Genomic DNA, 22,637 nt, shown 5'->3' on the forward strand with positions numbered 1-22,637 from the left:
TCACCGCTTGGTCAAGAGCAGCGCGACAGGTTTATTGGACATCGGCCTTCGCTCTGGTCCATAAGGCCGGCAATGCCCGCTTCCTCTTCTGCCTCCGGCCCCTCAATCAGCCTGCACGCCGTCAGCCGCCACTATGGCGCGGTCACGGCAGTGGACGCGGTTTCGCTCGACATTGCGGCAGGCAGCTTCACCGCGCTGGTCGGGCTGTCGGGGTCGGGCAAATCGACCCTGCTCAAGATGATCAATCGTCTGGTCGACCCGAGCAGCGGCGAAATCCGGATCAATGACGCCGATATCCAGGCCTCGGATCCGCATGTCCTGCGCCGCCAGATCGGCTATGTTTTCCAGAATATCGGCCTGTTTCCGCATATGACCATTGCGCGCAATATTGCGATCGGGCTGGAACTGGCGGGCGAACAAGCCGGGCGCCGCGAGCGGGTCGCCGAACTGCTCGATCTGGTCGAATTGCCAGCCGAGACGACCGACCGGCTGCCCGATCAGCTCAGCGGCGGACAGCAGCAGCGGGTCGGTGTCGCACGCGCGCTGGCGACCCGCCCGGGCCTGATGCTGCTCGACGAACCGTTTGGCGCGCTCGACCCGGTGACCCGCGACAGCCTCGCCAGCCAGTATAAGGCGCTGCACCGGAAGCTGGGTCTGACCACGATCATCGTCACCCATGATATGGCCGAAGCGCTCTATCTGGCGGACCGGATTCTGGTCATGCAGGACGGGCAGATCAAGGCCGATGCTACACCTGAGGCCCTCATGTCCGGCGGGGTCGGCGAAGAGGCCGAAGCCCTGGTCGCTGTCCCGCGGGCGCAGGCAGCTCATCTGATCGGGTTGACGGAATCCTGATGTCCGAAGCCTGGCAACAAGCCTTTGCGCGCGTTCCCGATCTGCTCGCGGCCCATGTCCAGCTGAGCTTCGCGGCGCTCGCGCTGGCGCTGGTCCTGTGTGTACCGCTGGCCATCTGGGCCGCCCGAGCACCCAAGGTCGCATCGGTCATTCTCGGCTTTGCCAGCCTGGTGCAAACGATTCCGGCGCTGGCCTTGCTGGCGCTTTTCTATCCGCTGTTATTGGGGCTGTCGGTGTTGCTCGGCGGCGGCCTATCCGCACTGGGGTTCCTGCCGGCCCTGCTCGCGTTGACCCTCTATGCCCTGCTGCCGATCCTGCGCAATGCGGTGACCGGCCTGACCGGGGTCGACCCTGCCGCCCAGGAAGCGGCCGATGGTCTCGGCATGACCCGGATGCAGAAACTGCGGCTGGTCGAGGCACCACTGGCGGCCCCGATGATCATGGCCGGCATCCGGACCGCCGCGGTGTGGACCATTGGTGCCGCGACGCTGTCGACAACGGTCGGACAGGCCAGCCTCGGCGATCTCATCTTCGCCGGCCTGCAGACCCAGAACTGGACCCTGGTGCTGACCGGTTGTCTCGCATCGGCCGGCCTCGCGATTATCGTCGACACGCTGCTCGGCCTGGTCGCCCGCGCCATCGAGAAGCGCAAAATGTGGCCCGCCTGGATCGCCGGTGGTGTGATGGCCGTCGGATTGTTGCTCGCGACCCTGCCGCAGATGAGCGGCAGCGAAGACGAAGATGTGGTCGTCATCGGCGCGAAAGGCTTTTCCGAACAGTTCATCCTGGCGCGGCTGATCGGCAAACGACTCGAAGCCGAAGGCTATGCGGTGCGCTATCGCGATGCGCTCGGGTCGGCGGTGGTGTTTCAGGCGCTCGCCAATGACGATATCGATATTTATGTCGACTATTCCGGAACAATCTGGACCAACGCCATGGACCGGCGCGCGCCGGTGCCAACCGCCCAGATGCTCGAAGAAATCGCGACCTGGAGCCAGTCCCGCCATGGCGTGACAATGCTCGGGGCGCTCGGCTTTGAAAATACCTACGCCTTTGCGGTGCGGCCAGCCGATGCGCAGCGCCATAATCTCAGCACCCTCGATGATCTCGCGCGCATCTCGCCGCAATTCGTGTTTGGCACGGATCTGGAATTTCTCGATCGCCCCGAATGGGCGATGGTCAAGGCGGCCTATCCGGTCCGCTTCAAGGAAGCGCGATCGTTTAATCCGACCTTCATGTACCCGGCCTTATCGAGCGGCGATGTTGACGTCATTTCCGCCTTTTCATCCGATGGCCGGATCGCCGCCAACGGCTTTGTCGTTCTTGCGGACGAGAAAGGCGCCGTACCCGCCTATGAAGCGATGCTGTTGCTGTCGGCCAGCCGGGCCGGCGATGAAAAATTTGTCCAGGCGGTGGCCCCGCTGGTCGGTGCAATCACGGTGGAAAATATGCGCGAGGCCAATTACAGAGTGGATCGGGAAACCGACAAACAATCCCCCCGGGAAGCAGCGGACTGGCTTGATAGCCAGATCCGTGGCGACGAAAACGAGTAAGGAATCTGGTGCATGTCAGTGGTGAAGCGATGGCGATTTCTGTTTGTCTTCTTGTTGCTGAGTTCGCCGCTCACTCCGTTTCTGACTGCGGCCGAGGCGCAGGTTGCGGTGACTTTCTATTCCCATGATTTCGGCAAGAATTTTCCCCACGCCTTTTTTGTCATGAAGGGCACCTTGTCCGATGGTCAGAAAGTCGACACCAGTTTTGGCTTTACCGCCGTCAATGTTTCGCCGGGCATTTTATGGGGATCGGTCAAGGGCAAGATTGAAACGCCGAAGCCGAAATATATCACCAGCAGCAATCCCCATTTCACCGTGACCGTGGGGGATGACAAATATCGCGCCTTGCTGGCGGTGGTCGCCAAATGGCGCAACATGCCGCAGAAAAGCTATAATCTGAACAAGCGCAACTGCGTCCATTTCGCCAGCGAAGCGATTGCGGCCCTGGGGTTCCGGTTCAACGGCAAAACCAAATTCTGGAAGAAACCGCGCTCGTTCATGGAAGAAGTCCTGAAGCTCAATCCCGGTCTCAAGAAATAGCGCCAAGCGCGGCCTAGAGCACCATCGTGTTATAGTGATGCCAGATGAAGATCGCGACCGCACCGCGATGCGGTGACCAGGGCGCGGCAATGGTCCGCAAATCCTGTTCCGACGGCCGTTTGTCATGGCCCAGTATATCGCCGACGCCCGCCTGGATCGCGAGATCTCCGGCTGGCCAGATATCCGGCCGCCCCAGCGCAAACAGCAGATAGATTTCCGCAGACCAGCGGCCAATGCCCTTGACCTGGGTGAGCACCGCTATGGCGTCCTCGTCTTCGGCCGGCAGATTGTGCAGGTCGAGGCCGCCCGACAGGATCAATTCGGCGAGACTGCGCGCATAGCCTTGCTTCTGGCGCGACAGGCCGCACGCACGCAAGGCATCAAAATTGCTGGCGATTAGCTGCTCCGCCGGACAGCCGGTGCCCAGCAGCGCTTCCAGCTTCGCCCATACCGATGCTGCCGAGGCGACGCTGACCTGCTGGCCGACAATCGTGCGCAACAGGGTCTGATAGCCCTCCGGGTTGATCCGCGGCTCGGGATAACCGGCGGCGATGATCGCTTGTTTCAGCTCGGGCTGCTGCGCGGCAACCGCGTCCAGCCCCGCAATAATCGTCTCTTTTGATAGGCCCATATGGACGCCCCTTCCCTTTTCGGGCCTTGATTCTTTTTGATCCAGCGGACATAGCGTGCCGGATTTTGAATTAACAGTCAGCTTAAGGGGTGCATATGCCTACGATCATGGTAACCGACCGGTCCGGCGACGAAAAAGCCGTAACCGTCGACAATGGTATCAACGTCATGGAAGCGATTCGCGACAATGGTTTTGACGAATTGCTCGCGCTGTGCGGCGGTTGCTGTTCTTGCGCAACCTGTCATGTCCATGTCGATGCCGAATGGAAAGACAAGCTGCCGGCGATGAGCGAAGACGAAGATGATCTGCTCGAAAGCAGCGACCATCGCAACGAGAATAGCCGGCTGAGCTGCCAGATTGAAGTCACCGACGCGATTGACGGCCTCAAGGTCCGGATCGCCGAAGAAGACTAAGTCTTTTTGCCCGATAGAAAAAAGGGGAGCGTTTCGGCTCCCCTTTTTTTGTCTGCGGTGGTTGGCGCTGTCTAGTCCGCCAGTCTTATGATCGCCCGCGGACTGTCCTGAACCAGACCGTCCTCGCCGAGGGCCCAGCGCATGATCTTGGTGTCGCCCCTGCTTTCATAGCCGTCTTCACTGTTGTTGCTGAGCACTTCGCCATCAGTCTGAATGACAAGATTGCCTTCGATCGGCTGCATTTCCGGGGCTTTGTCCCGTGACATTTCCTTCATCATCATCGCGCCGAACATACCGCCCGGTCCCGCCATGGCAGGGGTCAATATTTCCAGCTCGCCGCCTTTGCGGCGGATGATCTGAACGAACGGAAACTGCATCGTCGCACCCGGCAAGGACGGAAAGGCAAAGGTCTGATCGAACCGGCCGCTAATCGCATATTCGACCTCGAACATGTTGTCGCCGACATATTCGACCTTCTTCCAGCCATCATATTTGGCCAGCTGGGTCGCAAATTCCTTCAGATTTTCGTCATCACCGGGAATGGCGCCGCCAAAAATCGCGCCCATCGCGGCTTTCTTTTCGTCATCTTCCTTCTTGCGCCGGGCGTTGCGGTCGTCATATTCCTTGCGCTTCGCCGCCACTTCTTCGGCATTGCATTCACGCTCTTCGTAGCGATAAGTGGCTTCCGGATTGTCCGGACCGGAATCATAATATTCATAGTCGAGCTCGGTAATCTCGCCGGTTTTATTGTTGATCTTGCTCGAGCAGCGCGCGCTTTTCGGATTAAACGGCGCATAGCTTTGTGGCCCGCCAAAACCGCCTTTCTCATCGCCGGAAAAAATCTGCATCTGACCATTGTAGACAAAATCATACCGGCCATCCTTCATCATCGTCAGCTTCGAATCAAACTGGCCAGGAATCAGCAAACAGCCCGACAATAAGAGCGGTGCTGCGACCGCGGCGACAATTTTCCCAAACATGTTCATGATCCTAGATCTCCCTGTTTCTCGTATATTCGGCATAGAGCGCAATCGCGGCGGCGTTGGAGACGTTGAGGCTCTCCATTTTGGTGTCCATTGGCAGCCGCGCCAAGGCATCACAATGGGCCGCGACATTTTGCCGCAACCCTTCGCCCTCGGCGCCCATGACCAGGGCCAGCTTGCTGGTTCCCATCAGGGCGCCAAGCGTATCGTCGGCTTCGCCGGCCAGGCCGATCCGCCAATAGCCGGCTGCGGCGATATCCTCGAGCGCGCGCGCCAGATTGACCACCCGCACCCAGGGCACAATCTCCAGCGCGCCCGAAGCGGATTTGGCCAAAGTGCCGGATTCCGGTGGCGCGTGGCGGTCCTGGGTGACAATCGCGGCCGCATCGAACGCGGCAGCGGAGCGCAATATCGCGCCGACATTATGCGGATCGGTGACCTGATCAAGCACGACAATCGGCCGGCCGGTCTCGGCGGCCTGATCGAGCATGTCGCCGAGCCAGATATCAGGCAACGGATCCACATCCGCGACCATCCCCTGATGCGGCGCGTCGCGCGGAATCACCCGGCCGAGATCAGCGACATCGCTGTAAACAACCGCGAGATCAGCCGGCAGTTCGAGCGTTGCCAGCGCCTCGCGGGTTCCGGATATTTTCTTCACCAGGCGGCGGGGATTGGCGAGCGCGGCTTCGATTGCGTGCCGCCCCCAGAATTTCAAACCACCGCCGGTTTTCTTCACAGATCTGTTCTTACGTGCCATCGCATCCCTCTAGCCGGTCCCACGCCGCAGCACAGCTTTTTTTGCTGCCAGCCGGGACCAGGCCTGCGCAACCCGATGCGCGGTGATTGCCAGCCACCGCCATTGCCGGGATCCCCGCCAGACGATTGACGATTTTTGTGCGCGCAGGCATTGACAGGGTGCCGCGCTTTCGTCATTGAGCCGCTCTTGCCGCAAAATTGGCAAGCGCGAACAAGCAATTTGTTCCGGGACAGGTGGCCGAGTGGTTAAAGGCAGCAGACTGTAAATCTGCCCGCGCAAGCGTACATAGGTTCGAATCCTATCCTGTCCACCATTGCGCTTAGCTCCCCTAGCAAACTGTGTTTCTACAGACCGTACCGTCAGTTTCCGAGCGATCGACAGCCGGTTGCTCCAATCAGACCTCGGCGGACCGAGCCCAGATCTCGCGTCCAAAGCGGACAGGAGCAATATCTGGCAACAATTTTGACCGTTTTCCGCTGTTGCCAGCTTTGGGCGCACCATCAGAACAAGCCAGGGCTCGCTGATCCTCAACCAGCGATCCAATTGCCAATCGCATACGCCCGAGGTAAATCGGCATTCCGATGGCAAATCACACCGATCTTGCAAGGGCGCTGGACGACAGGGGAATCGTCAAGCTCGAGGGACAGGTTGCGCCTGAAGCGGCGCGATCGGCCTATGGCATGGTCCTTAACCTGGCCGAAGAGCACGGCATCCATTCCGCTGGTCGATGGATCACATCGCCCAGCCGTTTTGGCTATCCCAAAGCGTTTCGCGATGCGCTCAACCGGCTCAACCGCAGCGAGACATTCCCGAATCTGATCGGTGACCGGCTGCCGGCTCTGATTGCGGAGATGGTCGGTCAACCGGTAACACCGTTGTCGCCGGGGCAACAAATCCTGTTTTCTCTACCGAACGAGGAGGCGTGGTCCGTCCCCACTGATGCCTGGCATATCGATCTGCCCAAGTCCGGCGAGCCGGTCTCGCCCGGACTGCAAATATTCACATTTCTCGATGATGTGGAACCCAAAGGCGGATCCACGCTGGTCATTGCGGGATCCCATCGCCTGATCAACAACGCCGCCGGCCTGTCGTCCAAGGCGCTGAAGCAGCGGTTGCGCAAAGAGGACTATTTCAGGTCGCTCTTCGATCCCAATCGCTCCTCGATCGCAAATCTGGAGGAAACGATCGGATCGGTTCATGGGGTTGACCTGGAAGTGGTCGAGCTGAGCGGCAAAGTGGGCGATGTCTATCTTATGGATTTGCGCGTACTCCACACGCCCGCCCCCAATGGCGCGGACAAGGCCCGGATCATGCTCACCTGCCGGTTTCCCCGGTCGACAATCGCCGCAAAATTGGGCGCCGGGACTGCGGTGGCCTGATCGGGGCCAGTGCCGAGCCACCTGATCGTTTTGGGCCTGCTGTTCCATCCGACAGGCCGCTGGCCATTACGCCCCGATACCAGCATCCACAAACACACCGCGGCTTGTTTCCGCTGGCAACCCCGCCTATTTCATCGCCATGGACGATCAACCGAAGAAGATCCGGCTCGACCGGCGCACGCTGTTGCAGATTGGCGGCATGGTTCTGGTTGGCAGCGGGGCTTCTTTATGGTTGCGGAACACGGCTGCGGTTGGTGAAGATGTTGGCGATCGCCCGACGGTTCAGGCTATTCGTGCGGATCGGAGCGCGCCCCAGAAACCGGTTGCCGGTGCCGATGTGACGATCATTGCGTTTAACGACTATAATTGTGCCGCTTGCCGGTCGGCCCATCCGCGGCTCGACGAGGCCCGCCAGCAGGATGGGCGCAGCCAGATGGTCTACAAGGAATGGCCGATTTTCGGGCCGCGATCCGACCGGGCGGCGCGGGTGGCGCTGGCGGCGCGCTATCAGGATCTTTATGTCCCGGTCCATGAGCGCCTGATGACCCAGCCTGATCTGTCGGAAGCCGGATTGCAGTCGGCGGTTGTCGCGGCCGGGGGCAGCTGGGAGCAGATTGCCGCCACACTCACAACCCGCCATGACGCGATCGAGCAGCAACTCGCAACCAACCGGCGGCAAGCCTTTGCTATGGGTCTGCAGGGCACGCCAGCCTTTCTGATCGGACCGATCCTGGTGCGCGGCGCGGTCAGCGCCGGCGCGTTTGAACGGACGATTGCGGAGGCCAGAGATCTTTCGCAACAGCCGGCTTAAGCGCGCCCCTCAGTCACAACTGAAGCGGAAGCTGCCGTCCAGCCCCAGCGGCAGGACCAGCGTGTTGAGCCGCTCCTGCCGGGCCGCGATGCACAGGGTATCGCGCGCACCGCCATCATTATTGACATAATCGGCGCGATATTCCGCGTTGAACACCGGCTTGCCCTGATCGGTAAAGGCGGAATAGCCGCCACATTCGGAAAATTCGTGGCATTGCTCGTTCACCGCGAAATCAAAATCGGGTGCCAGCTGCGCCAGTTGATCGACATCATTTTTGAGCCCGATAGCAAGACCGCGCGCATGGGCTTCACTCGCGAGCCAGCGATTATAGACCAGCTGATCATCCGCCGTAAGGGTGAAGCCGGTCAGGTTGATATAGCCGTCGACATTATCCGGCTCGACTCCGTCACATCCCTTGTCCCGCGCCCTATCGAGCCGGGCAGCCATGATCCGGCGGACATTGTCGGTGCGGATGTCGAGCCACAGCTCCCCTTGCCAGCCGGCCAGCGGATTGCCTTTGTCGGCCGCGGCAAATTCGCTGAAGTCGGGGCGCCAGTTTTCGGAACTGCCGGCCGAGAAATAGCAGACCACGCGGCGCCCATCGGACTGCAGCTGGGCGATCGCGGCGGCACTGTTGTCGAACAGATCAATATCATAGACCGCCGCATCAACACCGGTGTCGAGCGTTCCGTTCAATTGCCAATGCCAGGTCAAAGGCAATTGCGGCTCCCACCGCGCGGTGGGAGTGGGAGTGGGTGTCGGAGTGGGTGCGGGGGTTGGAGTGGGCGTGGGCGTGGGAGTCGGAGTGGGGCTCGGACTTGGCGGCAAATTCACCGGGGGATTGCCAGGTGGCGCGTCGCCATCTCCTCCACAAGCCGAGACAGCCAGCAGAGCGAGGGAAAGAGCGGCGCTTTGCCGCAAGCGCATTCGGGTTGGAGGCACCATGCTATTGTTCCTTGTCCAGCCGAGTTTCCGATCCCGTTGACCGTGCGCAACGCCTTTTGCAGACCGGATTCAGCGGGAACGACAAATCCTATCAACCATCGGTCACGGAAAAACATCTCTGCGACCAACTGCCGCAAAGATCAGGGCTGCACCAGGCTCAAACCCGCCATTTGCAAGGCTTCCCGCCGGCTTGACAGTTCCGACCTCTGCACAGTCATGCCCTCCCGGCGCAAGCCACTTGACTCTATTTAGGACTTTATCTAATTAGAAGAAATGCTAAATAGTTCGGTCTTCAAGGCGGTCGCGCATCCGGTCCGGCGCGACATTCTCAAGCGGCTCCGCGCGGGGCCGCAGACAGCCGGCAATCTGTGGACTCATTATGATATTTCCAAACCGAGCCTGTCGTCCCATTTCGCCGTGCTCAAGGCAGCGGATCTCGTCTTCACCCGGCGCGACGGCAATTTCATCCACTATTATCTGAACGTGACCGTGGCCGATGAAATCCTGACGACCTTCATGGATATTTTCGGCATCGAGAAGGAGGATTAAGATGTTACGCAAACCGCTGATTTTCAGTTTGCTCTGCACCGCGTTGACCATGGCCATTTGCGCCTATGCCTGGATCAATCTGCCGGACCTCGAACGCTTTCCCCTGCACTGGAATGCGCAAGGCGAACCCGACCGGTTCGGCAGCCGCGACGACGTGTTGCTGTCGCTGTTGATGTTCCCCGGCGTGGCGCTGTTTCTGACCGCATTATTCTATTTCATGCCGCGGATCGAGCCGCTGCGCGACAATCTCACCCAGAGCTTCAAGGCCTATGCGATTGTCTGGATGCTGGCGATGATCCTGCAGGTCTTCGTGACGACGTTGATCGCGCTTGCCTATACCACCGAAAGCGGCGCGCGTCTGGGCGCTTCGCCCCAGTTGATCGTCATTGTGCTGTCGCTGCTGTTCATCGGCATTGGCAATGTCATGGGCAAGGTCCGCCAGAATTTCATGTTCGGCATCCGCACGCCGTGGACGCTGTCATCGGAGCTGTCGTGGGAGAAAACCCATCGGGTTGGCGCGCGGCTGTTTGTTGGCGGCGGTGTGCTGTCGATCATCGGGGCCCTGGTGGCACCCAAAATGGCCTTCTATCTGTTCGCCGCCGTGATCATCGCGATCGTCGCGACATCGCTGGTCTATTCCTATTTTGTCTGGAAAGCCGATCCCGGCAAGCGGTGAGCGCGGGGCGATCAGATGCCGCCCGGCGTGACCTCATAGCCGGCCGCTTCCAGACCCTTTTTCAGCGCAGCAGAACAAGCGGCCAGAGTGTCCGCATCAGTCGACCGCACCACGAAATTGGCGCCGACCGTGCCATTGCGGAAAAACGGATAGCTGCCAATCTGGCACCCTTCATGCGCCTTTTCGGTGACCCCGAGAATATCGGCAATTTCGCTTTCCGGTGCCCACGCGCCGAGCGTATCCGACAGCAACGGCGCGCCGCCTTCGAGCGTTCCGGTCAGCGCGTCGAGCATCCCCGCAGTGATATGCGGCACACCCGCCATCAGGAACAGATTGCCAATCTTTATGCCTGGCGCACCCGACATCCGGTTTTCGATAAGCTCGGCCCCGTCGGGCACGCGCGCCATCCGCAAGCGGCCTTCGTTGATGCCACCCTTGTCGACATAATAGCGTTCGAGAATCGCCCGCGCGGTGGGATGGATCACCACATCAACACCGAGCGCCGCCGAAACCGCGTCCACCGTGATATCATCATGGGTCGGGCCGATGCCGCCGGTGGTGAACAGATAGTCGTTGCGCGCGCGCAGCAGATTCACTGCTTCGGCAATCGCTTCCTGATCATCGGCAATCACCCGCACTTCGGCCAGCCGGATGCCCTGGACATTGAGCCAACTGGCAACCTGGGCGATATTCTTGTCCTGGGTGCGTCCGGAGAGAATTTCGTCTCCGATGACGATCAAGGCGGCGGTGTAAATACGATCTGTGCTCATCGCGAGGGATATAGACCAGTTACCAAAATCATCAACGGCCATGTTGCAGGAACCGTTCGCACGACAGCATGACCGACCCATTTTAGGGCGATCAGGGATTACCCTCTCGTCAAATGGCCGGAATATTCTTATATAGTCCCCATGACAGATTATTTGACCGTCGAAGACACCACACCCCAAAGCCGCACCGGCGCCATCAAGCTGCATGGTCCAGAGGGTTTTGCCGGCATGCGCAAGGCCGGCCGGCTGGCCGCCGAAATATTGGATGCGCTGGTTCCCCATGTCGTTCCAGGCGTGACCACCGGTGCGCTGGATGACATGGTGCGGCAACATGCCTTTCGCGAGGGCGCGGTGCCTGCGACACTGGGCTATCGCGGCTTCACGCATAGCTGCTGCACCTCGATCAATCACGTGGTGTGTCACGGCATCCCGGGAGAGAAAAAACTCAAGGAAGGCGATATTGTCAATATTGACGTGACCGTCATCGTCGATGGCTGGCATGGCGATACCAGCCGGATGTTCCTGATCGGCAAGGCCCCGGTCAAGGCCGCGAAACTGGTTCAGAACACCTATGAATGCCTGATGCTCGGTATCGAACAGGCGAAACCCGGCAACCGCATGGGCGACGTCGCCCACGCCATCCAGAGCCATGCCGAAGGCCAGCGCTATAGTGTGGTGCGCGATTTCTGTGGCCATGGCCTCGGTCAGATGTTCCATGATGCGCCGGAAGTTGTGCATGCCGGACGCCCGGGCACCGGCCCGGAATTGCGGCCCGGCATGTTTTTCACCATCGAACCGATGATCAATATCGGCAAATATGCGGTCAAGATGTTGGAAGATGGCTGGACCGCCGTGACCCGCGACCGGTCGCTGTCGGCGCAGTTTGAACACAGCATCGGCATTACCGAAGATGGCTGCGAAATTTTCACCAAAAGCCCCACCGGTCTCGACTGTCCGCCTTATCGTTGAATTTCGCGGGTTCTGCCCCGCATCAGCCTTGACCGACCGACCCCAATTTAGCTAGTCAGTTAAAACAGCGTCTGATCCATCAAGATCAGCGGGGTTTGGGAGAATGATGATGCGGCGTTTTGGGCTTTTGTTCGCGACCTGCTTGCTGGCGGCGTGCCAATATGTCGGTTCTGAAGACGGCGATGGCGCAGCAGCAAGTGAAACCAGCGGCGAGTGGAGCAATATCGGCTTTGATGCCAAGGAACAGCGCCACAGTCCGCTGGATCAGATCAGCACCGAAAATGTCGGTGATCTCGGCATTGCCTGGTTCAAGGATCTGCCCGACGCGCGCGGTCAGGAAGCCACGCCAGTGGTCGTCGGAGACAAGCTCTATATTTCCACCGCCTGGTCCAAGGTCTTTGCCTATGACGCCAAGACCGGTGAGGAACTCTGGTCCTATGACCCGGAAGTGCCTGGCGAAAAAGCGGTCGACGCCTGTTGTGATGTGGTCAATCGCGGGGTTGCGATTTCGCGCGGCAAATTATTCTTCGGGACAATTGACGGGCGCCTGATTGCGCTCGACGCCAATACCGGCGCGCGGCTCTGGGAAACCCAGACCACCGACAACAGCAAGCCCTATACGATCACCGGCGCCCCGCGGGTGGTCAAGAATATGGTGATCATCGGCAATGGCGGCGCCGAATTTGGCGTCCGCGGCTATCTGACCGCCTATGATGTATCGGATGGATCGCTCGAATGGCGCTTTTACACCGTGCCCAATCCCGAGGGCAAACCCGACGGCGCGGCGAGTGACGAGATTTTCGAAAAAGCCGCGAACAAGACCTGGAGCGATGGCGAATGGAAAGTGTCCGGCGGCGGCGGCACGGTCTGGGACAGCATTGTTTATGACGAAGAGCTCGACCAGCTTTATTTCGGCGTCGGCAACGGCAATCCCTGGAATCACGGCCTGCGCTCGGGCGGCGAAGGCGACAATCTGTTCCTGTCCTCGATTGTCGCGGTCAATCCCGATACCGGAAAATATCTCTGGCATTATCAGGAAACACCGGGTGAGACCTGGGACTATACCGCGACCCAGCATATCATTCAGGCCGAGCTGGAAATTGACGGCAAGCAGCGCAAGGTGCTCTATCACGCGCCGAAAAACGGCTTTTTCTTTGTCATTGATCGCACCGACGGCAGCCTGATCAGTGCCGAGCCCTTTGTCGACGGGATCAACTGGGCCACCGGCTATGATTTGACCACTGGGCGGCCGATTGAAAATCCAGACGCACGCTTTTACAAAACCGGCAAGCCGTTTGTCGCCATCCCCGGCGCGCTCGGCGCGCATAACTGGCATCCGATGAGCTATAATCCCGAGACCGGTCTGGTCTATATTCCTGCCCAGCAAATCCCGCAGGGCTATGAAGTGCCGACCAGCGAAATCGACAAGAAGCGTGAGCGGCTGGGCTTTAACGTGGGCATTGGCTGGGCGATTGGCCAGTTGCCCGACGATCCCGCAATCTACAAGGCCGCCATCGCCGCCACGACCGGCAAGCTGGTCGCCTTTGATCCCAAAACCGGGAAGCCGGCCTGGACGGTCGACTATCCGGCCGCGTGGAACGGCGGCACCATGACCACGGCTGGCAATCTGGTCTTTCAGGGCACCAGCACGGGTCAGTTCAAAGCCTATTCGGCGGATGCCGGCAAGGAACTGCTGAGCCTCGACATGCAGTCGGGCATTGTCAGTGCGCCCTCCACCTATATGGTTGATGGTGAGCAATATGTCGCTTTCCTGACCAGCAAGGGCGGCGCGTTCCCACTGGTTGCCGGCGTCGCTGGCGGGGTCACACGCACCGTGCCCAACATCCCGCGCCTGGTGGTCTTGAAACTGGGCGGGACCGCCAAGCTGCCGGCGCTCCCAGAGAAAAGCGAAGTCGTCTGGGACCCGCCCGCACAGACCGCCACCGCGCAGCAAATTGCCGATGGCAAGGCGCTCTACGGCCGCAACTGCCTCGTCTGTCACGGCGACAGCGCGGTCGGCAATGGCTTTACGCCCGACCTGCGGGTCTCCGGCACGCTGGAAACGCCAGAGGGCTGGGCGACAATCGTTCAGGGCGGCGCGCTGAAACAGCATGGCATGGTTGGTTTTGCCTCTCAGCTGGCGCCCGAGCAGATCGAGTCGATCCGCCATTATGTGATCGAGCGGTCGCATTGGACCAAGGCCAATGTTGCGGATTCGACCGCACCGATCGCCCGCTAGCGACCCGCATCATGCTGCCCAAATATTAGGCGACTTTTCCGATAAATGCCTGTTTTTTGGGCGGCATTGAAACTGTCTCCGTTTCGCTTTAGCAGTTGTCCTACGATTCTTTCTCCATTCCGGTTTGGCATGGTTATTGAATTGCATGGGACACGCGCGCCCGACTTTGGCGTTGCTCGCGCACGCCAAACTGAAAAAACACGGGACAGGGACCAAATAGATGAAAAAGATCGAAGCGATCATCAAGCCATTCAAACTCGACGAAGTGAAAGAGGCGCTCCATGAAGTGGGCGTGTCGGGCATCACCGTCACCGAAGCAAAAGGCTTTGGCCGCCAGAAAGGGCATACCGAGCTCTACCGTGGCGCCGAATATGTTGTCGACTTTCTGCCCAAGGTCAAACTGGAGGTGGTCGTTGACGACAGCCTCGCCGACCGGGTCGTAGAAGCCATTTCAACCGCCGCCCAGACCGGGCGTATCGGCGATGGCAAGATCTTTGTCATGCCGGTCGAATCCGCGCTCCGCATCCGCACCGGCGAGCGGGACTCTGACGCGATTTGAGCCGTCACGCTTTATCCATCCACTAATTTTCGAACCCAAACCAAGGAACTAAAACATGGGCAATAAACCTGCAGACATCATGAAAATGATCAACGAGCACGAGATCGAATGGGTCGACGTGCGCTTTACCGATCCGCGCGGCAAATGGCAGCATCTGTCCATGTGTGCCGAAGTGATTGACGAAGACGTGCTCGAGGAAGGCTTCATGTTTGATGGCTCTTCGATCGAAGGCTGGAAAGCGATCAACGAATCCGACATGATCCTGCGCCCCGACCTTGATGCGGTCTACATGGACCCGTTTTCCGCGACCCCGATGATGATCCTGGTCTGCAACATCGTTGAACCGGGTGATGGATCGCTCTATAATCGCGACCCGCGCTCAACCGCTGTGCGCGCCGAAGCCTATCTGAAGGCATCGGGCATTGGCGACACGGTCTATGTCGGCCCCGAGCCTGAATTTTTCATGTTTGATGATGTGAAATTCGAAGATGGCTATGATCGCTCCGGCTTCAAGATTGACGATGTCGAACTGCCGACCAACACCGGCCGGGATTACGAGATCGGCAATATGGGCCATCGCCCGCGCGCCAAGGGTGGCTATTTCCCGGTCGCTCCGGTTGACAGCGCCATGGATATTCGCGGCGAGATGGTCGCGACGATGATGGAAATGGGCCTGCCGATGGACAAGCATCATCACGAAGTGGCGGCCGCCCAGCACGAGCTTGGCATTACCTTCGGGACGCTGACCCAGACCGCTGACCGGACCCAGGTCTACAAATATGTCGTGCAGCAGGTCGCCCATGCCTATGGCAAGACCGCAACCTTCATGCCCAAGCCGATCAAGGAAGATAATGGGTCTGGCATGCACACCCATATGTCGATCTGGAAAGACGGCAAGCCGCTGTTTGCGGGCAATGAATATGCCGGCCTGTCCGAAATGTGTCTCCACTATATTGGCGGCGTGATCAAACATGCCAAGGCCTGTAACGCGTTCACCAACGCCACGACCAACAGCTACAAGCGTCTGGTTCCCGGCTTTGAAGCGCCGGTGCTGCTCGCTTATTCGAGCCGCAACCGTTCGGCCTCCTGCCGGATCCCTTATGGCGCCGGTGACAAGGCCAAGCGCGTCGAGTTCCGTTTCCCCGATGCCCTCGCCAACCCCTATCTGTCAGCGTCCGCGCTGTTGATGGCGGGCCTCGACGGGATCGAGAACAAGATCCATCCCGGCGATGCCATGGACAAGAATCTCTATGATCTGCCACCAGCGGAACTGGCTGAAGTGCCAACCGTCTGCGGTTCGCTTCGCGAAGCACTCGAAGCGCTCGAAGCCGATCACGAGTTCCTGCTCAAGGGCGACGTGTTCTCCAAGGACCAGATCGAAGCCTATTGCGAGCTCAAGTGGGAAGAGGTCAGTCGTCTCGAAACCACGCCATCGCCGGTTGAATTCGACATGTATTATTCCAGCTGATCCTTCCGATCATCTGCCAAATTCAAGCCCGGGGCGGATTACCGTCCCGGGCTTTTCTATATCTCAGGTTGCTGCAACCGCTGCCGATGCGGTTCCGCCGGGGCTTGGCGATCAATAGTCGCGGCTGACTTTCACATTGGCGCTTTGCCGGCCAAGGGTGGAAATGCTCGACAGGATCGAAAGCCAGCGCGTGATCTGAAACTCGAGGCGCGTTGCGCTATAGCCCTTGCCGTCGGTGATCAGCTCCACATAAGCCCGGCGCGTGATATATTTGCCCGCGGCGATCGAGGTGCCCTGGCCGCTATTGACGTCGGACGGCAATATCCGCAGCCGGTCGAGACCGACCGCCTTGCGCAACTGGTTGATCGGATCCAGCCCGCCGCCGCTGTTGAGCGAGGCGACCGCCGCCGCGAGCTGCACCGCCTCGGGTGCCGACAGATCCGCAATCGAGGCGCCGAACAGGATCCGCGACAGCAATTCATCCTCCGGCAGGGCGGGGATGCTGTTAAACGCAATTTCCGGCCGGTTGCCGGTTCCGCCCACCGCGATGGTCGCGTTCAGGCCGGTGAGATTGGCTTCGGCTTCAATGTCGAGAATCGGATTGGGCGGCTGGTTCCCGACAAACCGGATACGCCCGCGCTGCAACTGGAACCGGCGGCCAGCAAAGGTATAATTGCCGCGGATCAGATTGGCGCTGCCGGTCATGGTGAAACTGTCCACCGGCCCGGACACCGACAGATTGGCCCGCCATTCGCTGTCGAGACCGAGGCCTTCGACCTGCAGGCGATTGGGTGCCGTCGCGTTGATCGCGAAGCGCCATGGTCGGCTGCGAACCTGTCGCGGCCGCTCGTCGGCACGGCGGTTAATTTCGCTGACCTTGATCTGGGGCAAGGCCACGGTTTCGCTCGCCTTGCCAAACTGGAAGAAGCTGCGGTTCAAGGTGACATCGCCCGAGATCAGCCCCCCTTGCTGCGAGCTGCGGATGGCGATCGGGCCAGAGATGGTCGCGGCAAAATCGTCGCGCGCGATCAACGCCGCGCGCTCGGCCTTCACATCGATGGAAATCCCGATGCCTTCTCCCGGTTCCACCGCAAAGTTGAAACTGCCACTGCCGGTCACGGTTCCGCCGCCGCGGGTGGCACCGCTAAATGCGGGCAGCTCCAGACGGGAACCATTAAACTGGCCCTCCGCCTTGATATCGGAGATGACCGTTCCGGTCAGACCGCTTTCGAGACGGGCCTTGGTGGTTTTCAACTGGCCCCGGATCTGGGGATTGGCGAGCGTTCCGGCGACATCTGCGCTCACCGCAACCGGACCGGTCAGGTCAAATGTCTCCACCCCGGTCAGCCGCCACAATGACTCCGCCGCGCCGTTGAACCGAGCCTGGGCGAAAAGCGGCTTGCGCAGCAGTTCGTCCTGCCAGTTTCCATCGCCCAGGCCGGTTACGCGCCCTTGAAAACGGCCAATGGTCTTGGCCTGCGCCTTGATGATGCCACGCGCGGCGGCATTGCGGTTCGACACAGCGATGTTCAATCCCACATCCACCGGCGTCGATGTCAGAATCAGGCCGGACCGGGTGAGCCCCTTGAGCGTCAGCTTCGCCTCGCCAACCGGAACCGCATAGCCCGCCTGTGTCAGTTTCACGGTTCCGCTGACTTCTCCGCCGAGACCGAGATCATCATAGGCAATATCGACCAACGAAAGCGGCATGCGGGACAAGGTCAGATCCAGCCGGGAAGTACCACTGCCCCATTGGCCAGCCAGTTGCGCCGTACCGCTGCCATAGCGCAGAACCGTCGGTGTTGCCGCCCAGCCGCCGCTGACCCGGCGCAGTTCGAGGGGGCGCTGCAGGCGCAGGGCCCGGCCTTCAAACTCACCGGTGCCGGTGATGACATAACGGTCGGGCGTCACATCCGCCTGCGCCTGGAAATCAAAGCTGCTGCCGCGCGTGCCAGCGAAAGAGAAAGTCGCCGTGCCGGTGCCGTTGCGCAATTTGGCATTGCCCGCAACCCGCCCGACCATCAGATCGCCGCGACTGATTCCTTGCGCCTGAACCGTTGCCGTAATGTCGGATTGCCCGTCGATCAGCAGAACATCAGCATCGAGTTTGCCGGTGCGGATAAAGATCGGCGTGGCCCCGTCGAAACGCGCATTTTGCGCCACCAGATTGGCGCGAATCAACTGCCGGTTTTCGCCCGGCTCGAACCGAACGCTACCCTGGACCCCGCCGCCGCTGATCGCAAGATTGCCGGCCAGCCCGAGCGCCGTCGGCCGGATCGTACCCGAAGCCAAAGTCTGCGAAACCAGCAAACGGTCGATGCGGACCAGCGCCTGTTCTCCCGGTCTGGCGATAATCGCGCCGTCACCATCAAACGGCCCCAGCGTCGAACCGCCGGATGCGGTGAACACAAAGCCATTGTCCACCGGATCGAGATTCAGCCGCACCTGCTCCAGACCAGCTGCAGGCAGGGGATTATCGAGCAGCAGGGCAATTTCCGGGCGCGCCAAGGCTCCGGCCAGTTCTAGATCAAACGGACCATATTGATCATGGTCGCCGCGTCCGGAAAAAGCGAAGGTCGCCGCCCCGGTTTGGCTGCCCTGTCCCTGAAAAGTCAGCTTGGGCGCGGCGATGGACAGGTTGGTAAAGCGCAGCCGCCGGTCCGGCCCGAGACTTAAACCGGTCTGCAATTCCGGCAATCCGCCGCCCAGCGTCCGCAAAAATCCGTTGTCGAGACGCCGCAGGCGCGCACCGACCTGGCCATCCAGCGCCAGTCCCTGCGCACTTGGCGACAGGTCCGCCACCGCCGTAATGTCGGCCAGTCCGACGCCCGGAACCAAAAACCCGGGTGCCTGGGCGTTCAGAACAAAGCTATAATCGCCGGACGACAGGGGATAGCGGATATCGGCCGTACCGGTCATCGCATCGGTCTTGAACGTCGCACTGTCCGCGAAAAGCAGGCCTTGTTCGAGCTGGAGAAAAGCGTCTGCAGAAAAGCCGGATGCCAGGCGCTTGACCAGATCACCATTGCCGATCAGCGAACCAGCCGACACGGCGAGCGGGAAATCCCAGCCGCTGGCATCGCGCTGGCCGTCACCTTCGGCGCGCACCGCGCTCAGCAATGTCTTGCCAAAGGCCAGTTGCGGTGCGGTCAGCAGATAGCGATAGCGCAGCTCCGAAAATTTGCCGTTGAGCAGCGCCTTGAGCTCCAGGTCCTGGGCCTTGATGTTCGCCGCCAAAGCCGAGGGTTGGCGCACGGCCATGTCGACCCGCAGCGCGTCAAAGGCATTGCGGCTCAAGTCCAGTCCCCCGCGCGCAGTGATCGCCACAGCCGGCGACCGCAACTCGGTATCGACAGCGGCGAGGCCGTCGGCAATGGTCGTCGTCCCGGTGATCGCGATCCGCGGCGCAATTAGCCGGCGCCCGAGGCCGGTTGGCAACAAGCCGGCCGCGACGGTCCCGTCATAGCCAAAAACTCCGTCGCGGGCTTCCAGGGCTATCGCCATCAGCGCCTGCTCGCCGCTGTCCGCCTGAAACTGGCCATCCCATGTCGCCCAGTCGCCATTGCCGGACAGAGAGATTGCCAGCGCGCGGTCAAACCCGAGCATAGCCGCAATGGCGCCGTCTGCCGGCGCCGCGATATCGGCATTGATATCGAGCCGGTCCCGTTCGGGCTCGGCGTTGAGCAACAATGTGATCTTGTCCCCGCTGCGCGTGGTCGCGGCGTCGAGGCTGACCATCGCCCGGCCGGAGCGGATATCAATCGCGCCGGACAGATCCGCATGCTGCTGCGATCCTGCAATTGCCTCGCCCAGCAGCATATTGTCCGCCCGCAGGGCGCCGATATAGATATCAAAAGACGGCAACAGCGGCGTGTCCTTGCCGGTATCGATCAGTTTCGGCAACCGGTCAAAGCGGGTTTTGGCAAGCACCGCACTGGCGATATTCAGTTCGTTGAAAATCCAAGCCAGGGGCCGCCAGTCAAGCGCCACTTCACCCGCTTCGAAGAACACCCCCTGCGGATCAGCGAGCGTGAAATCGCTGACCGTGACAGTGCTGTAAATCGATCCCTCGAGATCGCCGATTCCGATGCGCAATCCGTCGTCCGGTTCCAGCGCCTCGACCTGCGATATGATATATTTGTGGCCGCTGTCGCTATCCAGCCACAGCGCCCCGGCCAGCACCAGCAGGATCAGCGCGGCACCAAGCGCCGACAGTCCGATCCAGATCTTCCGGCGGAGTGATCGGCCCTTGCGGTCCTTGAGCCCGTTTTCGGTCACCGCATCCGCCATCAGAACGCCTGACCCAGCGAGACATAGACGGCGATCCGGGAATCACCTGGCTGGGGATTGATCGGCGTTCCCACATCAATCCGGATCGGTCCGAAGTCGCTATAATAGCGCAATCCCAATCCCGCCCCGTAACGCAAACCCGAAAAATCGGGCAGCGATTCGGTATAGACATTGCCCGCATCGAGAAACGGGACCACGCCGAAATTGCCGCCAAAGGCATCCAGCCGGATCCGCGCTTCGAGCGAAAACTCGACCAGCGATCGCCCGCCTGACGGGTCGTTATTGACATCCCGTGGCCCTATCCGCTGAAAACCAAAGCCGCGGACCGAGCCACCGCCGCCGGCATAGAGGCGCCGGGACGGCGCGATCCGGTTGCTGCCGGCCCCGACAATCGAGCCGAGCCGCGCCCGGCCCGCCAGCACGATTTTCTCCGATACCGGAACATAGCCGCTGGCGTCGATCTGGCTGCGGGCATAGAAAAAACTGCCGGACTGCAACGACGCTTCCGGTGACAAGCGCGCGCTGAGCCGAAAGCCGCTGGACGGATCCAGCAGATCGTCACTGCCATCATAGGTCAGCGTGGCGGGCAAGGCGCCGATGAAAAACGTGTCCCGCCCGGTGGTCTCAATCCCCCCGACAATGTCGCGCTCCTGCGAAGCGAGCAATTCAACCCCGGCCGACCAGCTCCATTTTTTCTGGAAAATCAGATTGCTCTGCCGTTCGATATTGGCGGAAACCGAAAAGGTGCGCGCTTCAAAGGCCGAGCGATCAATATTGCTGAGCGAGACCTGCGCGTTGAGCACATTGTCGCGGCGTCGAAAATTGTTGCGCCGATAGGTGACGCTGCCGGACTGTTCCTGGGTTGCGACCACGCCGGTTAGCCGGACCAAACCTTCGGGTGGGAAAAAATTGCGATGCTCCCAGCTGACTTCCGACCGCGCGCCCTCGCCCGTGCCATAACCGATCGCCCCTGAAATGGTCCGCAACGGCGCGGGCGTCACGGTTGTCTTGAGATCAACCACGCCCGGTTCTGCCGCCGCGACCGGTTCGAGGGTCAGCGTCGACACCAGGCCGGTTGCGATCAACGCCCGGCGCAAATCTTCGAGATCTGACTGGCGATACAGGTCGCCCTGTTCAAACCGCGCAATTAACGCCACATGATCGGGATCGAACAGACTGGTATCATCCATGACAATCTGGCCAAAGGCATAGCGCCCGCCCGGGGTCACCACGATGCCGAGATCGCCGTCCCGATTGGCATGGTCAATCACCAGTTCCGGTTCTCCGGTTTCCGCAAAGGGATAGCCCGATTCCGCCATTTCGCGGTCCAGCCGGGCGCGCGCCTCGACGATCCGGTCGCTGTTGATAATCGCGCCGCTTTGCAGACCAAAGGCAGACCGCAATTGCGCCGGATCATCATCGGCCGCCGCTTCGACGCCCGGCAGATTGACCTGGTCGAGGCGATATTGGGGCCCGGCAATAATCGCAAAAGTAACCACCACATCGCTGCCTTGTCCGGCATCGAACCGGGCCCGGACAATCGCATCATAATAGCCTTCGATACGCAGCAGGCGTTCCACCAGTACCCGATCGGTTTCGGCCCGGCGTTTGATCTGGGCAAAATTCGCATCGTCGTCGCGATATTCTTGCAGCGCGGACAAGGCCGCAAAGCGTTCGCCAAAACGGTCGCCCAAGGCGGTCGGCCGTCCGGAAAAAGTGATCACATAGCTGCGCTCGGCCAACGTATCTTCGGGTTGAAAGTCCAGATCCTCATCGGCGGCGGCGGTTTCCGCAAGCGGGTCAACCGTTTCCTCGTCCACCGTCCCACCGTCCAGCGTCTCCCTGTCGACCGTCTCCCCGTCCACCGACACAGGGTCCGTTGGCGCCGGTTCCACCGGCATCATTTCCGGGAGCGGATCGGGATCATCCAGATCCGGCCATTCGACACCAAAATCGGGAAATTCGGTCAGCGGCTGATCAGGATCCAGAGGATCGGGGTCGGTCAGCGCGGGCTCCGCTTGTCCCGCGTCTTGATCGGCGCGCGGCTGCGCATAGGCCGAAGCGGTTGCCCAGAATGACAATGCCGCCGATCCAAATGCAACCAGCATCAGGCAAAAGCAATAGCGAAAAGCGGTCCGGCCCATAGCGCTGTTCTTAGCCGCTCCCTAGGAAGGAAGCCAATGAAATAGCCGAGTAATGCGACAAGTCTTCCTTCGGCATCGATAATCGGAGCCGGGCCATGAACGC

General features: G+C 60.4%; 20 protein-coding genes and 1 tRNA gene. 13 read left to right on the forward strand and 8 right to left on the reverse strand.

What is annotated here, in order from left to right:
- Nucleotides 1-72: 72 nt before the first annotated feature.
- The 3 genes from ACZ1GS_RS15630 to ACZ1GS_RS15640 are packed head-to-tail and all read left to right on the forward strand — an operon-like array spanning nt 73 to nt 2,948.
- Complete coding sequence (locus tag ACZ1GS_RS15630; RefSeq protein WP_472696091.1) at nt 73-855, forward strand: ATP-binding cassette domain-containing protein; 783 nt, start codon at nt 73-75, stop codon at nt 853-855.
- Nucleotides 855-2,408, forward strand: coding sequence for an ABC transporter permease/substrate-binding protein (locus ACZ1GS_RS15635; protein WP_472696092.1), 1,554 nt, complete (start codon nt 855-857; stop codon nt 2,406-2,408). The genes ACZ1GS_RS15630 and ACZ1GS_RS15635 overlap by 1 nt, the downstream gene beginning before the upstream one ends.
- Before the next feature lie 12 nt (nt 2,409-2,420).
- A complete protein-coding gene (locus ACZ1GS_RS15640) occupies nt 2,421-2,948 on the forward strand; it encodes a BTB/POZ domain-containing protein (RefSeq protein WP_472696093.1) in 528 nt (175 codons plus the stop codon).
- A 13-nt stretch (nt 2,949-2,961) separates the two neighbouring features.
- Here the strand turns inward: ACZ1GS_RS15640 and ACZ1GS_RS15645 are convergent, their stop codons facing one another.
- Nucleotides 2,962-3,579 carry a DNA-3-methyladenine glycosylase family protein gene (locus tag ACZ1GS_RS15645; protein ID WP_472696094.1) on the reverse strand — a complete coding sequence of 206 codons (618 nt, stop codon included), beginning with the start codon at nt 3,577-3,579 and terminating at the stop codon, nt 2,962-2,964.
- A 95-nt stretch (nt 3,580-3,674) separates the two neighbouring features.
- Here ACZ1GS_RS15645 and ACZ1GS_RS15650 point away from each other — a divergent pair, with 95 nt between their 5' ends.
- On the forward strand, nt 3,675-3,992 hold the full coding sequence (locus tag ACZ1GS_RS15650) for a 2Fe-2S iron-sulfur cluster-binding protein (protein ID WP_472696095.1): 318 nt from the start codon (nt 3,675-3,677) through the stop codon (nt 3,990-3,992).
- A 71-nt stretch (nt 3,993-4,063) separates the two neighbouring features.
- Here the strand turns inward: ACZ1GS_RS15650 and ACZ1GS_RS15655 are convergent, their stop codons facing one another.
- Genes ACZ1GS_RS15655 through ACZ1GS_RS15665 form a run of 3 tightly spaced genes read right to left on the reverse strand, consistent with a single transcriptional unit; the run spans nt 4,064 to nt 5,886 of the window.
- Nucleotides 4,064-4,972, reverse strand: a complete 909-nt coding sequence (locus ACZ1GS_RS15655) for a hypothetical protein (RefSeq protein ID WP_472696096.1) — start codon at nt 4,970-4,972, stop codon at nt 4,064-4,066.
- Between the two features lie 10 nt (nt 4,973-4,982).
- The gene (gene rlmB / locus ACZ1GS_RS15660) at nt 4,983-5,735 is read right to left on the reverse strand and encodes a 23S rRNA (guanosine(2251)-2'-O)-methyltransferase RlmB (RefSeq protein WP_472696097.1); all 753 of its coding nucleotides are present in this window, start codon (nt 5,733-5,735) and stop codon (nt 4,983-4,985) included.
- On the reverse strand, nt 5,725-5,886 hold the full coding sequence (locus ACZ1GS_RS15665; RefSeq protein WP_472698180.1) for a hypothetical protein: 162 nt from the start codon (nt 5,884-5,886) through the stop codon (nt 5,725-5,727). Before ACZ1GS_RS15665 ends, rlmB begins: the two co-directional genes overlap by 11 nt.
- A 76-nt stretch (nt 5,887-5,962) precedes the next feature.
- On the opposite strand from ACZ1GS_RS15665, the gene ACZ1GS_RS15670 reads away from it, so the two are divergent.
- From ACZ1GS_RS15670 to ACZ1GS_RS15680, 3 genes are all read left to right on the forward strand, one after another.
- Nucleotides 5,963-6,048, forward strand: a tRNA-Tyr gene (locus ACZ1GS_RS15670).
- Nucleotides 6,049-6,316: 268 nt separating this feature from the next.
- The gene (locus tag ACZ1GS_RS15675) at nt 6,317-7,114 is read left to right on the forward strand and encodes a phytanoyl-CoA dioxygenase family protein (protein ID WP_472696098.1); all 798 of its coding nucleotides are present in this window, start codon (nt 6,317-6,319) and stop codon (nt 7,112-7,114) included.
- Between the two features lie 139 nt (nt 7,115-7,253).
- Nucleotides 7,254-7,925: a DsbA family protein gene (locus ACZ1GS_RS15680; protein ID WP_472696099.1), complete on the forward strand. Its 672-nt coding sequence runs from the start codon at nt 7,254-7,256 to the stop codon at nt 7,923-7,925.
- 9 nt (nt 7,926-7,934) lie between these two features.
- Here the strand turns inward: ACZ1GS_RS15680 and ACZ1GS_RS15685 are convergent, their stop codons facing one another.
- Nucleotides 7,935-8,645 (reverse strand): endo alpha-1,4 polygalactosaminidase, encoded by a 711-nt coding sequence (locus ACZ1GS_RS15685; protein WP_472696100.1) that lies wholly within the window; start codon nt 8,643-8,645, stop codon nt 7,935-7,937.
- Nucleotides 8,646-9,143: 498 nt separating this feature from the next.
- On the opposite strand from ACZ1GS_RS15685, the gene ACZ1GS_RS15690 reads away from it, so the two are divergent.
- Together ACZ1GS_RS15690 and ACZ1GS_RS15695 are read left to right on the forward strand one after the other, a co-directional pair.
- Nucleotides 9,144-9,419 (forward strand): metalloregulator ArsR/SmtB family transcription factor, encoded by a 276-nt coding sequence (locus ACZ1GS_RS15690; protein WP_472696101.1) that lies wholly within the window; start codon nt 9,144-9,146, stop codon nt 9,417-9,419.
- 1 nt (nt 9,420) lies between these two features.
- The gene (locus ACZ1GS_RS15695; RefSeq protein ID WP_472696102.1) at nt 9,421-10,095 is read left to right on the forward strand and encodes an SdpI family protein; all 675 of its coding nucleotides are present in this window, start codon (nt 9,421-9,423) and stop codon (nt 10,093-10,095) included.
- Nucleotides 10,096-10,106: 11 nt separating this feature from the next.
- Here the strand turns inward: ACZ1GS_RS15695 and ACZ1GS_RS15700 are convergent, their stop codons facing one another.
- Complete coding sequence (locus tag ACZ1GS_RS15700; RefSeq protein WP_472696103.1) at nt 10,107-10,865, reverse strand: competence/damage-inducible protein A; 759 nt, start codon at nt 10,863-10,865, stop codon at nt 10,107-10,109.
- Between the two features lie 141 nt (nt 10,866-11,006).
- Between ACZ1GS_RS15700 and map the strand changes: the two genes are divergently transcribed.
- The 4 genes from map to glnA all read left to right on the forward strand — a co-directional run bounded on the left by map (nt 11,007) and on the right by glnA (nt 16,100).
- A complete protein-coding gene (gene map / locus ACZ1GS_RS15705; protein ID WP_472696104.1) occupies nt 11,007-11,834 on the forward strand; it encodes a type I methionyl aminopeptidase in 828 nt (275 codons plus the stop codon).
- A gap of 103 nt (nt 11,835-11,937) precedes the next feature.
- Complete coding sequence (locus ACZ1GS_RS15710; protein ID WP_472696105.1) at nt 11,938-14,073, forward strand: PQQ-dependent dehydrogenase, methanol/ethanol family; 2,136 nt, start codon at nt 11,938-11,940, stop codon at nt 14,071-14,073.
- A 220-nt stretch (nt 14,074-14,293) separates the two neighbouring features.
- A complete protein-coding gene (locus ACZ1GS_RS15715; RefSeq protein ID WP_472696106.1) occupies nt 14,294-14,632 on the forward strand; it encodes a P-II family nitrogen regulator in 339 nt (112 codons plus the stop codon).
- Between the two features lie 55 nt (nt 14,633-14,687).
- Nucleotides 14,688-16,100 (forward strand): type I glutamate--ammonia ligase, encoded by a 1,413-nt coding sequence (gene glnA / locus ACZ1GS_RS15720; RefSeq protein ID WP_472696107.1) that lies wholly within the window; start codon nt 14,688-14,690, stop codon nt 16,098-16,100.
- A 111-nt stretch (nt 16,101-16,211) separates the two neighbouring features.
- Here the strand turns inward: glnA and ACZ1GS_RS15725 are convergent, their stop codons facing one another.
- Nucleotides 16,212-20,390 carry a translocation/assembly module TamB domain-containing protein gene (locus ACZ1GS_RS15725; RefSeq protein WP_472696108.1) on the reverse strand — a complete coding sequence of 1,393 codons (4,179 nt, stop codon included), beginning with the start codon at nt 20,388-20,390 and terminating at the stop codon, nt 16,212-16,214.
- Complete coding sequence (locus ACZ1GS_RS15730; protein ID WP_472696109.1) at nt 20,390-22,534, reverse strand: autotransporter assembly complex protein TamA; 2,145 nt, start codon at nt 22,532-22,534, stop codon at nt 20,390-20,392. The genes ACZ1GS_RS15725 and ACZ1GS_RS15730 overlap by 1 nt, the downstream gene beginning before the upstream one ends.
- Nucleotides 22,535-22,637: the final 103 nt, after the last annotated feature.

Source organism: Parasphingorhabdus sp. W113, from assembly GCF_055693205.1.